At 67.0% G+C, this 14,234-nt stretch carries 13 protein-coding genes; 2 read left to right on the forward strand and 11 right to left on the reverse strand.

Annotated features, from left to right (window positions below):
- The 6 genes from DESTE_RS16680 to DESTE_RS16705 all read right to left on the reverse strand — a co-directional run.
- On the reverse strand, nucleotides 1–433 hold a 433-nt coding region (locus tag DESTE_RS16680; protein WP_156925464.1), incomplete at its 3' end, for a DDE-type integrase/transposase/recombinase.
- Between the two features lie 74 nt (nucleotides 434–507).
- A complete protein-coding gene (locus DESTE_RS16685) occupies nucleotides 508–774 on the reverse strand; it encodes a transposase (RefSeq protein ID WP_035065287.1) in 267 nt (88 codons plus the stop codon).
- Nucleotides 775–894: 120 nt separating this feature from the next.
- A complete protein-coding gene (locus tag DESTE_RS16690) occupies nucleotides 895–1,782 on the reverse strand; it encodes an energy-coupling factor ABC transporter ATP-binding protein (RefSeq protein ID WP_245590891.1) in 888 nt (295 codons plus the stop codon).
- Nucleotides 1,779–2,576, reverse strand: a complete 798-nt coding sequence (gene cbiQ / locus DESTE_RS16695; RefSeq protein ID WP_035069074.1) for a cobalt ECF transporter T component CbiQ — start codon at nucleotides 2,574–2,576, stop codon at nucleotides 1,779–1,781. The genes DESTE_RS16690 and cbiQ overlap by 4 nt, the downstream gene beginning before the upstream one ends.
- Before the next feature lie 9 nt (nucleotides 2,577–2,585).
- On the reverse strand, nucleotides 2,586–3,200 hold the full coding sequence (gene cbiM, locus DESTE_RS16700) for a cobalt transporter CbiM (RefSeq protein WP_035069076.1): 615 nt from the start codon (nucleotides 3,198–3,200) through the stop codon (nucleotides 2,586–2,588).
- Between the two features lie 240 nt (nucleotides 3,201–3,440).
- Nucleotides 3,441–4,847: a sodium:proton antiporter gene (locus DESTE_RS16705; protein WP_035070798.1), complete on the reverse strand. Its 1,407-nt coding sequence runs from the start codon at nucleotides 4,845–4,847 to the stop codon at nucleotides 3,441–3,443.
- 508 nt (nucleotides 4,848–5,355) lie between these two features.
- On the opposite strand from DESTE_RS16705, the gene DESTE_RS16710 reads away from it, so the two are divergent.
- Complete coding sequence (locus DESTE_RS16710; RefSeq protein ID WP_035069078.1) at nucleotides 5,356–5,946, forward strand: TrmH family RNA methyltransferase; 591 nt, start codon at nucleotides 5,356–5,358, stop codon at nucleotides 5,944–5,946.
- 259 nt (nucleotides 5,947–6,205) lie between these two features.
- On the opposite strand, the gene DESTE_RS16715 is transcribed toward DESTE_RS16710, so the two are convergent.
- Together DESTE_RS16715 and DESTE_RS16720 are read right to left on the reverse strand one after the other, a co-directional pair.
- A complete protein-coding gene (locus tag DESTE_RS16715) occupies nucleotides 6,206–7,489 on the reverse strand; it encodes a glycosyltransferase family 2 protein (RefSeq protein WP_035069080.1) in 1,284 nt (427 codons plus the stop codon).
- 127 nt (nucleotides 7,490–7,616) lie between these two features.
- Nucleotides 7,617–9,425, reverse strand: a complete 1,809-nt coding sequence (locus tag DESTE_RS16720) for a glycosyltransferase family 2 protein (RefSeq protein ID WP_035069082.1) — start codon at nucleotides 9,423–9,425, stop codon at nucleotides 7,617–7,619.
- Nucleotides 9,426–9,556: 131 nt separating this feature from the next.
- On the opposite strand from DESTE_RS16720, the gene DESTE_RS16725 reads away from it, so the two are divergent.
- Nucleotides 9,557–11,254: a glycosyltransferase family 2 protein gene (locus DESTE_RS16725; protein ID WP_035069084.1), complete on the forward strand. Its 1,698-nt coding sequence runs from the start codon at nucleotides 9,557–9,559 to the stop codon at nucleotides 11,252–11,254.
- Between the two features lie 67 nt (nucleotides 11,255–11,321).
- On the opposite strand, the gene DESTE_RS16730 is transcribed toward DESTE_RS16725, so the two are convergent.
- The 3 genes from DESTE_RS16730 to trmFO form a co-directional block, all read right to left on the reverse strand.
- Nucleotides 11,322–12,104, reverse strand: a complete 783-nt coding sequence (locus DESTE_RS16730; RefSeq protein WP_051384306.1) for an IS3 family transposase — start codon at nucleotides 12,102–12,104, stop codon at nucleotides 11,322–11,324.
- Nucleotides 12,098–12,364 carry a transposase gene (locus DESTE_RS16735; RefSeq protein ID WP_035065287.1) on the reverse strand — a complete coding sequence of 89 codons (267 nt, stop codon included), beginning with the start codon at nucleotides 12,362–12,364 and terminating at the stop codon, nucleotides 12,098–12,100. Before DESTE_RS16735 ends, DESTE_RS16730 begins: the two co-directional genes overlap by 7 nt.
- Nucleotides 12,365–12,643: 279 nt before the next feature.
- Nucleotides 12,644–13,984, reverse strand: coding sequence for a methylenetetrahydrofolate--tRNA-(uracil(54)-C(5))-methyltransferase (FADH(2)-oxidizing) TrmFO (gene trmFO, locus DESTE_RS16740; protein ID WP_035069086.1), 1,341 nt, complete (start codon nucleotides 13,982–13,984; stop codon nucleotides 12,644–12,646).
- Nucleotides 13,985–14,234 lie beyond the last annotated feature (250 nt).

The raw sequence follows: 14,234 nt of genomic DNA on the forward strand, positions 1-14,234 counted from the left end.
AGTCGCGCATAAAAGCCGTTCCTGTCGGTTGGCAGCCGTTGTCGCTCATCAGGCTCAGGCCGTGCCCCCGGACGCCTCCGGGAAAGTGCGTCTGGATAGCCGTATCCAGAGCTTGCAGCCACTCATGGCTCCGGCTCCGGTAGTCGGCATGGTGGCCCACGATCTTCTTGGAAAACCAGTCCACCACCAGCACGATATACACCCAGCCGCCTTCCGTCATGACCTTGGTCATGTCGATGCCCCACCACTGACACGGGCGGACGGGGCGCGGCTTGCTTCCGGAAGGGGTGCGCTTTGCCCGCAAGGCTGCGCGCTTCACCCCAAGGCCATGCAGACGCATCAGGCGTGCCACTCGTTTGACGTTGATGATCAGGCCGTTTTTATACCGAAGGGTGGCCCATACGCGGCGATAGCCCCAAAAGGGATGTTCCATTTTCAGGGACTCGATCAACGGCAAGAGTTCGGCATCGCGCTGAAGCTGGGCCTGGCCGGATCGGCGCTTGCCGCTTACCAGTCGTTTTTTTTTAACTCCAGCGTCAGTTCGCCAACGGCTTGCTTGAGTTTTTGGTTCTCTGTCGCAAGGCGTTCTTCTCGTCGGTTAGTGGCGCCCACCTCAAAAGCCAGGGCGGCATTGGCCAACAACGTGTCGCGCCAGCGGTAATACATACCCTGAGTGATTTGATACTCACTGCAAATGCTTGCCACAGAGCGACCCTGCAATCCCTCAAGCACAATGCGGGCCTTGCTTTTGCTGTCCCAGACTCGGCGTTTCATGCTTCCTCCAAGGATGGAAGAAAACTACCTTAACAGGGCCACCTTGTTAATGGGGGGCAGTATAGGAGGAAAATTTTCAAATTTTCCTCCCTTCCCCCTGATTGTTTTCAAAACACCATATTACCCGTGATGGTGGTGCACGTCGCCCCCGGTGTGGGTGTGCACGTGGGTATGCGGGGTATGGGTGGCGATGCGGACGATGCCGTCCCGCACGCTGAGAAAGCTGTCGCAGGTCTGGGCCAGAAAGTCCCAGTCGTGCGAGATGATCAGGTGGGTGGGGCTGTGCGCGGCCAGAGTGGCGATGAGCCGGTCGCGGGTGCGCGGGTCGAGGTCGTTGGTGGGTTCGTCCAGCAGCAGGGCCTGCGGCTGCATGGCCAGCACGGCGGCCAGGGCGATCATCTTCTTTTCGCCCCCGGACAGGCGGTGGGTGACCCGGCTGCCGAACCCGGCAAAGCCCAGGCGTTCAAGGGTGGACTCGGCCACATCGCGGGCCTCTGCGGGTGACGCGCCGTGGTTCAGCGGGCCGAAGGCCACGTCTTCGAGCACGGTGGGGCAGAACAGCTGGTCGTCGGAGTTCTGGAACAGGAACCCCACCTCGCGGCGCAGCGGGGCGAAGTCTGCCTCGCGCGTCAGGGGCACGCCACGATGCAACACCCGGCCCGTCTGGGGCCGCAGCAACCCCATGAGCAGGTGCAGCAGGGTGGACTTGCCGCTGCCGTTGTGCCCCAGAAGCCCGATGCGCCGTCCGGGGCGCAATGCCAGCGAAGCGTCGCGCAACACCGGTTCCGCGCTGCCGGGATAGGTGAAGCAGATGTCCTCCACGGCAGCCAGCGGCGGCGCGGCATCGGTGTCGGGATGGGGATGTGGATGGTCGTGCGGGTGGGCGTGATCGTGCTCCCCTCCGTGCGCCTGTTCATGATCGTGGTCATGTTCGTGGCTGGGCGCATGAGGGCTGGACTGTCCGTTGTCGGGCAGTCCGTTATCGGGCGGGGTGGCGGCGGTGCTCATGGCAGTGCGGTGAGGGGCTGAAGGATGTCGGCGGCCAGCAGGGCGACCGCGCACAGGATGATGGTGGCGGCCAGCAGTCGGTCACCGGGATGCCCGGCGGGCTCGGCCAGCATGTGGAAGCGCCCGGCAAAGCCGCGCAGTCGCATGGCCTGGGCCACACGTTCGGCCCGGTCGAAGCTGCGCACCAGCACCATGCCCGCCAGGTTGGCATAGGTCCGGTAGGTGTGCAGGTTGGTGCCGGGGATGAAGCCGCGCACCTTGGCCGCGGTGCGCAGGCGGTGGTATTCCTGAGCCACCACGTGCAGCTGCCGCCAGGTGAACAGCAGCAGCAGGGCCAGTTTGTCCGGCAGGCCCAACCCGGCCACGGCATGGCCCACGGCGGTGATGTCCGAGGTGCCCGCCAGGGCGATGAAGGCCAGCACGATGGCGTTGGATTTCAGGGTGACCAGCACGGCCTGGGCCACGCCCGCGTCGGTGGCGGTCAGGCTCAGCCAGTCCGGCAGGCCGGGAAAGGGGCCGATGCGCAGCAGCGGCGCGCCGGGCAGCGAAAAGGGCAGGAACAGCCACAGGAAGGCCACGAACACGTTCACGGCGGCCAGCCGCCGCAGCAGGCGGGGCAGGGGCAGGCGCGCCCAGGCGCACAGCATGGCGCCCAGCAGCAGGGCCAGTGCCGCCGGGCCGGGCGAGCGCAACAGGGCGACGCACACGGCAACGGACAGCGCGGCCACCAGCTTGCAACGCGGGTCGGCCAGATGCAGGCGCGAGGCGCCCCGGCTGAAGGGTTCGTCCAGCACGAAGCCCCGCTAGCCGTGTGCCGTGGAGGTGAAGGCCAGCATTTCGGGCCGCACCCGGGCGATGAACGACACCACCAGCGCCGTCACCACGCCTTCCGCGATCATGATCGGAATGTGCGCCAGCATCAGCGCCCGCGCGGCGGGGATGAACGCCTCGCCGGACAGCCCCAGCGACACGGCGGTGAGCAGGGCGGATGCGCCTACGGACAGAAAGCCGCAGGCAAAGGCCGCGCCCCCGCGCAGGCGGGAGGGGCCGGTCAGCATGGGCCGGAAGACGTAGAAGCACAGCACCGGCGGCAGGGCCATGTTGAAGGTGTTCACCCCCAGCACGGTCAGCCCCCCGAACTGGAACAGCAGCGCCTGCAACGCCAGGGCCACGAAGATGGCGGGAAAGGCGGCCCAGCCCAGCATGACGCCCAAAAGCCCGTTGAGCACGAGATGGGCGCTGGAAGGGCCGATGGGCACGTGGATCAGCGAGGCCACGAAAAAGGCGGAGGACAGGATGGCCACGGTCATCAGGCGATCGTAGTCCAGCCGTTTGAGACCCGTGGTGACGCCAAGGGCGGCCAGCGCCGCACCCGCGCCGAGCACCACCGGGGAAAGCACCCCTTCCGAAATGTGCATGCATGCCTCGCGCTGTCTGCGCGCCCGTCGCGGCGCGCGGAAAATCCGGCGTCACGGGCGTGCCGAAAGGGGTAGCAGATGCCACACGGAGCGTCAACGTGCCACGAATCTGCAAGGCGTGCCGGGGGGGCGCACGGGGCGGCTCATCCCATTCACCCCCTCTGGGCGCCGCAACGGAAACCGCCCCCGCATGCACGGGGCATGCGGGGGCGGCGTTGTGCGATAATGCGGTGCGCGGCGCTACATGAAGAAGACCAGCGTCACCAGGATGAACGTGGGCACCAGGATGCCGAACGACCAGGCCATGTAGCCGAAGAAGCTGGGCATCTTCACGCCCTGTTCTTCGGCGATGGAGCGCACCATGAAATTGGGCGCGTTGCCGATGTAGGTGTTGGCGCCCATGAACACGGCACCGGCGGAAATGGCCAGCAGCGTCTGGGTCATGTCGTGCATCAGGTGCATGGCGTCGCCGCCTGCGGTGTTGAAGAACACCAGGTAGGTGGGCGCGTTGTCCAGGAAGCTGGACAACAGGCCGGTCAGCCAGAAGTACATGACGTTCACCGGCTGGCCGTCGTGCGACACCATCTGGATCACCGAGCGCAACGCGCCGCTTTCGCCAGCCTTCAGGATGGCGATGGCCGGAATCATGCTGACGAAGATGCCCGCGAACAGCTTGGCCACTTCGGCGATGGGGCCCCAGCTGAAATCGTTCTTGATGCGCGATTCGGGGTCGGTCAGCTTCAGCGACAGCCCGGCTATGATCAGCAGGATGATGTCGCGCACGATGTTCTGCAGTTCCACCGGCACGTGGTACACGTTGAATTCCACGCCCGGCTTCCAGAAGCCGCTCAAGAGCACCGCGGCAACCACGCCGCCCAGCAGCAGCAGGTTCACGCTGCCTTCCAGGCCCAGCTTTTCACCGCCATCCTGCTGCGGCGGGACGGGGCGGCCTTCCTTGCCGAACAGCACGGTGTCCAGCGCGAAGAACACGGCCAGCAGCAGCACGGAAACCAGCAGCATGGGCGGCAGCATGTGGATGGTGGTCCAGAAGAACGAAACGCCCTTGAGGAAGCCGAGGAACAGCGGCGGGTCGCCCAGCGGGGTCAGCGAACCGCCGATGTTGGCCACCAGAAAGATGAAGAACACCACCGAATGCACCTTGAACTTGCGGTGGGCGTTGGCGCGCAGCAGCGGGCGGATCAGCAGCATGGCCGCGCCGGTGGTGCCCATCCAGCTTGCCAGCACCGTGCCGATGGCCAGCAGCAGCGTGTTGACCATGGGGGTGCCCACCAGCGAACCGGTCAGGCGCACGCCGCCCGCCACGGTGAACAGGGCGAACAGCAGGATGATGAAGGGAATGTATTCCAGCAGCAGGGTGTGCAGCACTTCGTACAGGGCCAGCGAGGCGCCGAACTTGAGGGCGAAGGGTACAAGGAAGGCCAGCCCCCAGAACGCGGAAACCTTGCCGAAGTGATGGTGCCAGAAGTGCGGCGCCACCAGGGGAAAAACGGCGATGGACAGCAGCATGCAGGCAAACGGCACCGCCCACAGGCCACCGAGCAGCGCGCCGTCGAGATGCGGCGCACCTGCGCCGGCGGCGAACGCCATGCCCGGAAGCATGGTGGCTACGGCGGTCACGATGGCCATGGCCGTCTTCTGGATCTGGGTCTTCACTGGGGAGCCTCCTTGGCGTCTCTGTGTATGGCGTCGTCCGGCCGGGGCACGGCGACAGGGGTGTCGCGGGCCGGTATGATTCGTCAGGCTGGCATGTCTCTTTTCATGGCGATGGGCGCATTCAGGCGGTCCATGATGCGGTCCATGGTGCGTTCCGTGGTGCGTTCCGTGGTGCAGTTGGCCACGTGGCACGGCCAACTGCGGTCCCGCACCAGCGCCTGTAGTAGCGGGAGAGTGCCATCTTATCAACAGCCGCCTTTCGCGTGGCCGTTGCAGTCGGGCAACCGAGAAAGAACACGGCCCGCCTGTGCGGACCGGTGTGGCGGCGGCACCGCCGATGCGAGCAGCGCTTCGCTTCAGTTATGGAGCAACACGGTTTGATTGGTCAAGCTGGAAGGTGACTTTTTGGACGAAGGAGGATACACAGGTGCCCCGCGCTTCGGCGCCCCCGGCAACCTCCAGAAAACCCACCGGCATACGCATGGCACCACAGATAACCCCCCGGCGCATGGAACGCATTCGCCGCGTTCTCGGCTGGCGGCAGAAGGACCTGACCCTTGTGCTGGCCAATATTCACGACCCGCACAACGTCTCGGCCATCTACCGCAGTTGCGACGCCTTCGGCGTGGCCCAGGTGCACCTGTACTACACCGATACCGCCTTTCCCGTGCTGGGCCGCAAGTCGTCGGCATCGGCCCGCAAGTGGGTGGACACGGTGCGCCACTCCGACGCGCAAAGCCTGATGCGCACCCTGAAGGAAGGCGGGCACCGCGTGCTGGCCACCAGTTGCACCCCGGCGGCCAAACCGCTGGGCGATTACGACATGACCCAGCCCACCGCCATCATCATGGGCAACGAGCATTCCGGCGTGGCCCCGGAACTGGTGGAGCTTGTGGACGGCGAAGTGTACATCCCCATGTACGGCATGATCCAGAGCTTCAACGTGTCGGTGGCGGCGGCGGTGCTGCTGGCCGAAGCCTCGCGCCAGCGCGTGCTGGCGGGCATGTACGACCGGCCCTCCTGGCCCGAAGAGGAACTGGAGGCCCGCATCGCAGACTGGGCGGAGAAATAGCGGGCGGGAACATTGCCCGAAAAAGCGCGAGGGCGGCGTATCCGGAATCTTCCGGGTACGCCGCCCTCGCGTTTGGGGGCGCGGCACGAGCCGTCGCAGGGATTCTCGCCCGCCTGGCCCGCCTGGCCCGCCTGGCCCGCCTGGCCCGCCTGGCCCGTCTGGCGCGTCAGTCGCCTGCGCCTGCCAGACCGCTTGCGTCATCCGACCGCGTCATCCGGCCGCGCCATCCGTTCGGGCCATCCGCCTGCGCCACCGGGCATCATGCGTCTGCGGCATCGGGGGCATCGGGCCCGTCGCCTTCCAGCGGCAGGCCAAGGTCGGTCAGCCAGTCTTCGTACAGCGCGCCCACCTCTCGCTCGCCCGCGCGCCGTGCCCAGCGGGCCAGCCCACGCGCCTTGCGCACCAGCGGTTCCGGGTCTTCCAGCAGGCCGGTGACGTGTTCGATCTTGCGGGCCGCCTGTTCGGCCAGGTCCGGGTTGCCCGCCTGCGCCGCCACAAGGGCAAGGCGGCGGTACCCCGGCAGGCTGGGAAAGAAGTAGCAGTGCAGCAGCCGCACGCCGGAAGCTTCCAGATACCTGTCGTGCCCCTCCAGAAACGCGGCAAGCAGTTCGTAGCCGGGCTGCCACAGCGGGTCGGCCTGCAAGGCCTGCCAGCACCTGCCAGGCTCGAAGTCGGCATGGGCCGCCAGCAATTCCGCATCGCGCACGGGCGGCAGGGTCAGGTAGGTTTCCAGCCACGGGGTCAGGGCCAGTTCGAAGCCGTCGCGCCGGGCCAGCTTGTGCAGGTCCGGCCCGAAACAGCCGGAGCAGCGCCGGTTGAGCCGGGCGGCGTTGGCCGCGTCATGGTCGCGGCGGCCAGGGGTGCGGCTTTCCAGATGATACACCCGGCTTTCCGCCACGCAGGCCAGCTTCAGCCCCCGCTCGCGGATGCGCCAGCACAGCTCCAGGTCCTCGCTGCCGTTCAGGTAGCCTTCATGAAAGCCGCCGCAGTCCGCGAACAGCGTACGCGCCATGAGCAGGGCCGCGCCCGTGATGGCCTGCAACGGACGCCGCGCGGCAACCGCCGGGTGCGTGGCCGGAAAGTTGGCGTACAGGTGCTCCGTGGACAGCGACGGCGTGAAGGCGATGCCGCAGTGCTGCACCCTGTCCGTATCCGGATACAGCAGCAGTGGCCCCACGGCCCCCAGCCGGACGTCGTCGTCCAGCGCGCGCAGCAGGGGCGGCAGCCAGCCGGGCGTGACCAGGGTGTCGTTGTTCAAAAACAGCAGCCTGCCCGCGCGGGCCTGCGCCGCGCCAAGGTTGCTGGCCACGGCAAATCCCTTGTTTTCCGGCAGACGGATGGCCCGGAAACGATCGCCGAACAGGGCGCGCCCCAGCGGTTCAAGATCGCTGGCGGTGGCGTCGGTGGAGCCGTTGTCCACCACGATGACCTCCAGCACGCCGCCGGGGGTATGCGCGTGCAGGCTTTCCAGGCAGCCGCGCGTGAGGTCCCAGAGGTTCCAGGCGGGAATGACGACGGAGACGAGGGGAGCTTTGGCGGTCATGGGGTATGGCTCGTGCGCGTGCGGGCGCGATGCGGGTGAGGGAAAGGGGCGAGGTGCGCCCCGTCAGGCGGTCAGGTGGCCGGGCGACCAGATGGTCAGCCGATCAGACAATCAGGCGGTCAGGTAGTCAGGGCGCGTCGTGCGCAGCCAGTGCGGCGGTCTTGCGCAGCAGGTCCTGCCGGGCCAACGCGGCGGATGCCTCGCGCGCCTGTCTGGCCTTGTTTGCCGGGTGCAGATGCTCCAGCTTGATGCGGTTGCCGAAGATGTGCGCGCTGCGTGCCCGGCTGGTGGCCTGACGCAGGCTGGAATGCTGCATGTGGCGCACCCGCACCGTGCCCGCGTACCACACCGGCAACCCGGCCAGCGTGCAGCGGATGTCGCGCTCCAGGTCGTCGAACTGGCTGGGGGTGAAGCGCACGTCGAACGCGCCCACCTGCTGCACCGACGCCATGGAGACCATGTGGCAACAGCCGGAAACGGACAGGCAGGGCCGGGTATAGGCGGTGAGCAGGGTGTCCGCGCTGCCCGCCGCATTGCCGTGAATGTGCCAGTGCTCGTCAAGGTCGGCGAAGCTGCGGGTGCCCATATCCGGCGGCAGAGTGAAAAAGTCGGCGCACTGCAGCGCGTGCGGGGGCGTGTGGTCGGTGACCGCGCAGCCGATGGCGCCCCAGCCGGGCCGGGTGTGGGCTACGGCCAGCAGGCCGTCCAGCCAGCCGGGGTTCAGCAGCACGTCGTCGTCCAGAAACACGGCGTGGTCGCGCTGGCGCACTTCCGGCAAGGACAGCAGCCAATTGCGGGCGGCGGGGGCACCCACGTTCACCGGCAGGCGCACCACGCTGAACGGCGAACCCCAGTCCGCCGCCATGGTGCGGAACATGTCTTCCGTGCCGTCCTGCGAACCGTTGTCCAGCGCGAATACGGGCGCACCGCGGAAGCCCGCCGTGCGCAACGAGCGCAGGGTCTGCGCCGCAAGGTCACGCTTGTTCCAGGTATACAGCAGGATGGCGGGCGGGGCTGCGTCCGCCGGGGGGGCGGGCAGTGGGTACAGCAGATCGTGCAGCGCCAGCGTGAGGTTGGGATGGTACGGGGTCTCGCGCCACAGGGGCAGCAGCAAGGCGGCGGCGTCCGCCGCGTGGCCCTGCCTGTTCGACGAATCCAGCTGAATCAGCAGTTCGGCGCGGCGCAACGCGTACCACGGGGCAAAGGGGGATGCGCCTTCGGGGGCGGCGTCCTGTTCCGCCAGTTGCTCCAGCCGCCGCAGGGCCTCGGCGGCGTCCAGCCGACGCACGGCCCATTCGGCGCGCAGCCTGCGGGCCACGGTTTCCGGCAGGGGCAGCGGCGTGGACAGGGCAGCACGCAGCAGGGTTTCCAGCGTGGCGTCGTCCGCAACCGGAAGCGCCGGAGAGGTAAGCTGGGCGGTTCCGTCCGTGGTCGGGACAACGGAATTTTCGTGGCGCACGCACCATTCCACGCCGCGCGCCAGCCAGAACAGGCCGTGCGCCGGGTCGGCCAGCCGGGGCAGCACCACGTCCAGCATGGCCTGCGCCGGGGCGGCTGCCGGGCCACCGTGCTGATTCAGGGTCGCATCCAGCGCGCCGAAGTCGTCGGGCACGCGCACCCGGTCATGCACACCGGTCACCAGTTCGCGCAGGGCCGGGGCGAACGCCTGCGGGGCGTCTTCCATGATGGCGCGCAGCAGTGCGGCAAGGCGGGTGTCCAGCGGGTTGTCGCGCCAGCCCCACAAGGCCATGCCCACTCCGGCGGCCACCACGCCGGGGTCGCCCCCCGCGTTTTCGATGGCCCCGCGCGCCAGCCGGAACTGGTTGTCCGCGCCCATGGCCCCGCACTCCCACAGGGGCACGCGGTCCATGAGGGTTGCCAGCAGCGCTGCGGCCTGGGCCGGATGGGGTGCGGGAATGCCGTGCGGATGCGCCATGCGTGTTGCCGGGATGCGGGTTGGCGGGATACAACGCGCCAAAACGTGTGCCTGTTGCGGCACGCGGATCGACCGATGCGGCACTGTGGGCGGTAACGCCCGGAATGTCAATTGAACCCGCCGGAGCCCCCGTGACCTCTCCCGCCCTTGCCCGCCCCCGCTGGCGCGATTTGCCCCGCGACCTCGCCGCCGCCCTGCTCAAGGGCGGGGTGGGGCAGTTGCACCTTGTCGGCATTGCCGAATCGGCCCTTGCGGCCATGAACACGCCGGAAGGCGCCGCATACGGACCCGCCGACCTGTTCTTGCTGGGGGGCGACGCCCTGTGCGCCGCGTGGGAGGCCGACCCGCTGGACGGGCGCACGGCGGGGCAACTGGTGGCGCTGCACAAGGCCCGGCCCTTCCTGCCCACGCCCGTGTTCCGGGTGGCGGAATTGCTGACCACTCTGGACGTGTCCCCGCCGGATGCCGAAGTGCGCCAACTGGTCCAGTTGCTCCAGCAGCGCGACGCCGATGCCTCGTGCCGGTTGCTGGACCGCCAGCGCCGCGCTCGACCGGGCAACACCTTCTGGCTGCGGCAGGGCATGGTTGTGGGCATGACCGAGGCCCGCCACCAGTGGCTGGACGCGTGGCTGTCCGGGCTGCCCTCCGGATTGCGGGACGGGGGAAATATCCCCGCTCCCATTGTCGCCGCCCTGCGGGGCGACGTGGCCTTCGCGCGTGGGGATATGGCCGGGGCCGCCGCCCTATACGCCACTGCGTGCAAGGGGCTGCCGCTGCCCACGTGGAAGGTCCGGCACGCCGAATCCCTGTACCGCGCGGGTGACCGTGACGGCGCTGTGGCCCTGTGGCGCACTGCTGCCGCCATCCGCCCCTGGCAGATCAATCTTCTGCTGCGCTGCGACGACGTGGCGAAAGGGCGCGACCTGCCGGGCGACCTGCCCGCCGGGCGCGGCGCGGTGCTGTTCTACACCTGGAACAAGGCCGAGTGCATCGACGAAGCCTTGGCCTCCGTGGCTGCGTCCGACCTTGGCGATGCCCGCGTGGTGGTGCTGGACAACGGCTGCACCGACGCCACCCCCGCCGTGCTGGCCCGCTGGGCGGAACGCGTTCCCGCTCGTTTGGGCGAGCGGCTGCACACCGTCACCCTGCCGCTGAACATCGGCGCGCCCCCCGCCCGCAACTGGCTGTTGACCCTGCCGGAAGTGCGCGCCTGCGACTGGGTGGCCTTTCTGGACGACGACGCCACCGTGCCGTCTGACTGGCTGCGTCTGTTTGGTGCCGCCATGACCGCCCACCCCGCCGCCAATGTCTACGGCTGCCGCGTGGTGGATTATTCGGTCCCCATGCTGCTCCAGTCCGTGGACCTGCATCTGGACCCCGGCGGCGACATGGCCGCCGCGCCGGAAAACGCCCCCGGCTACCGCCGCCGGTTCTCCGTTTCCGACCTGCATTTGCAGGAACTGGACTTCGGCCAGTTTTCCTACCAGCGCCCGTGCGTGTCCGTGACCGGCTGCTGCCACCTGTTCCGCCGGGCCGTGTTCGACGCCGTGGGTCCCTTCGACCTGCGCTACGCCCCCAGCCAGTACGACGATCTGGAACACGACCTGCGCCGCAGCCTGCGTCGCGACCTGCCTGTCTATCAGGGGCATCTGGCCGTGCGCCACATGAAGCGCACCGGCCGCGCCGCCTGGACCGACCCCGCCCAGTTCTCCAATGCCTGGGCCAACATGTACAAGCTTCAGTACCGCTACACCCGACCCGATTTCGATACCCTGCGCCAGCACGACCATGCCGCCCTGCTGGCGGATGTGGAAGCAAGAGGTTTTTGAGACAGGAAGAGAAGAGAATCGGGGCGGGGGAGGAAACCTTTTGAAAAAGTGTAATGCCCCCCTTAAATCAAGCGGCCTTTAAGGGAGAATTCCGCCAGGTTTTGTTTGCCTGCTGATGGACGCCTTGCGGAGTCTTCCAGCCAAGCGCCGAATGCAGGTATGTGGTGTTGAAGTTTTCTATCCAGTCAGAGAGGGCGCGGTCGAGGTGTTCCAGGCTACGCCATTCGTGCAGCCAGAAGAGCTCTTCCTTGATCGTACGCATTGTCCGCTCGGTATCCGCGTTCCCTTTGGGATTGTTGTAGCTGGTAAACGCCTGCGTGATGCCGAGAGTCGCGCAGTCGCGCATAAAAGCCGTTCCTGTCGGTTGGCAGCCGTTGTCGCTCATCAGGCTCAGGCCGTGCCCCCGGACGCCTCCGGGAAAGTGCGTCTGGATAGCCGTATCCAGAGCTCGCAGCCACTCATGGCTCCGGCTCCGGTAGTCGGCATGGTGGCCCACGATCTTCTTGGAAAACCAGTCCACCACCAGCACGATATACACCCAGCCGCCTTCCGTCATGACCTTGGTCATGTCGATGCCCCACCACTGACACGGGCGGACGGGGCGCGGCTTGCTTCCGGAAGGGGTGCGCTTTGCCCGCAAGGCTGCGCGCTTCACCCCAAGGCCATGCAGACGCATCAGGCGTGCCACTCGTTTGACGTTGATGATCAGGCCGTTTTTATACCGAAGGGTGGCCCATACGCGGCGATAGCCCCAAAAGGGATGTTCCATTTTCAGGGACTCGATCAACGGCAAGAGTTCGGCATCGCGCTGAAGCTGGGCCTGGCCGGATCGGCGCTTGCCGCTTACCAGTCGTTTTTTTTTAACTCCAGCGTCAGTTCGCCAACGGCTTGCTTGAGTTTTTGGTTCTCTGTCGCAAGGCGTTCTTCTCGTCGGTTAGTGGCGCCCACCTCAAAAGCCAGGGCGGCATTGGCCAACAACGTGTCGCGCCAGCGGTAATACATACCCTGAGTGATTTGATACTCACTGCAAATGCTTGCCACAGAGCGACCCTGCAATCCCTCAAGCACAATGCGGGCCTTGCTTTTGCTGTCCCAGACTCGGCGTTTCATGCTTCCTCCAAGGATGGAAGAAAACTACCTTAACAGAGCCACCTTGTTAATGGGGGGCAGTATAAAAGGTTTTCCTCCCCCGCCCCGAACCCCACCCCCTCCATCCAAAACTTTTCAATAGGGGCAAGTTAAAAAAGTATGTTGTTGGCGTGCTTGGCCGCGCTTTGGGATAAACAGCAACACAAGCAAGGCAGATTCATCCCCCCAAATAAAAAGTTTGCGGGGGATGGGGTTCGGGGAAGGGGGAGCTTTTTAAAGCTCCCCCTTCCCCGATTCTCTTCAGATTTTATCCAGTGGGGGCACACCTTCCATCCATGCGGCAAAGCTGGCGCGGGCGCGTTCGGCGTACAGGGCCTTGCGGTCGCGTTTCTTGGCGCGTTGGGTCAGTTCGGGCATCAGGCCGAAGTTGACGTTGGAGGGCTGGAAGTTCTTGGCGGGGGTGCGCAGATGGTGGAGCAGCGCGCCGAGGGCGGTGTCCACGGGCGGGGCGGGCAGGTCGCGGCCCAGGGCGCGGGCGGCCAGCAGCATGCCCAGCCACAGGCCGCAGGCGGCGGATTCCACGTAGCCTTCCACGCCGGTGATCTGCCCGGCCAGATGCACGTGGCGGTGGGGGCGCAGGGCCAGGTCGTCGGTCAGCACGAGGGGGGCGTTGACGTAGGTGTTGCGGTGCATGGAGCCGTGGCGGACGAATTCGGCATTGGCAAGGCCGGGGATCATGCGGAACACGCGTTCCTGTTCGCCGTACTTGAGCTTGGTCTGGCAGCCCACCAGGTTGTAGGCGGTGCGGTTCAGGTTTTCGGCGCGCAGTTGCACGATGGCGTAGGGGCGCTGGCCGGTGCGCGGGTCGGTGAAGCCCACGGGCTTGAACGGCCCGAAGACCAGGGTGCGCTCGCCGCGTTCGGCCAGGGCCTCGATGGGCATGCAGCCCTCGAAGTGGACTTCCTTCTCGAACTCGTGGGTGGGGGCCTTTTCGGCGGCCAGCAGGGCGGCGTGAAAGGCCTCGTATTCCTCGCGGTTCATGGGGCAGTTCAGGTAGTCGCCTTCGCCCTCGTCGTAGCGCGACCCCTGAAAGGCGATGGAAGTATCGATGGATTCTGCGGCGATGATGGGCGCGATGGCGTCGTAAAAATACAGGTGGCGCGAACCGACAACCTCGGCCAGCGATGCGGCCAGCGGCTCGCTGGCCAGCGGTCCGGCGGCCACCACGGCCACGTCGGCGGCGGTCAGTTCCGGCGCGTGGATGGAGGAAATTTCGCGGCGCACCACGGTGATGTTCGGTTCCGCCTCCATGGCCTCGGTCATGCGCCGGGCAAACAGCTCGCGGTCCACCGCAAGGGCCTTGCCCGCAGGCACGCGGGTGGCCTCGGCCACCTGCATGACCAGGCTGTCCAGTTCGCGCATCTCCTGCTTCAGCAGCCCCACGCCGGATGCGATGTCGTCCGAGCGCAACGAGTTGGAACACACCAGTTCGGCAAGATCCGGGCTGGTGTGGGCCGGGGAATAGGCCTGGGGCTTCATTTCGTACAGGGTGACGGCAACCCCGGCGCGGGCGAGCCTGCGGGCGCATTCGCAGCCTGCAAGGCCCCCCCCGGCGATGGCGGCGGTGACGAGAGCGGTCAAGATGTCCTCCGGAAGGGCTGGGCGGATGGGATGAAGGCGGCCTGCGGCGCGGCGGGCGCGCCAAGCCTGCGGGTGAGGTAGGGCATTTCCGTCCGGCAGGCAAGCGGGGGCAGGGCCGGGCAAGGGACGGTATGGTGTGTCGCGGGGGGGCAGCAGCCGGAGACGGCTCCGGGGCCGCTGACGAGGTCAGCGGCCCCGGCCGTCGGGACAAGCGGATAGGGGGGCAGGGGGGCGGTTTAACCCCGCATGA

The sequence above is a fragment of the Nitratidesulfovibrio termitidis HI1 genome, from assembly GCF_000504305.1.
GTDB classification, from domain to species: domain Bacteria; phylum Desulfobacterota; class Desulfovibrionia; order Desulfovibrionales; family Desulfovibrionaceae; genus Cupidesulfovibrio; species Cupidesulfovibrio termitidis.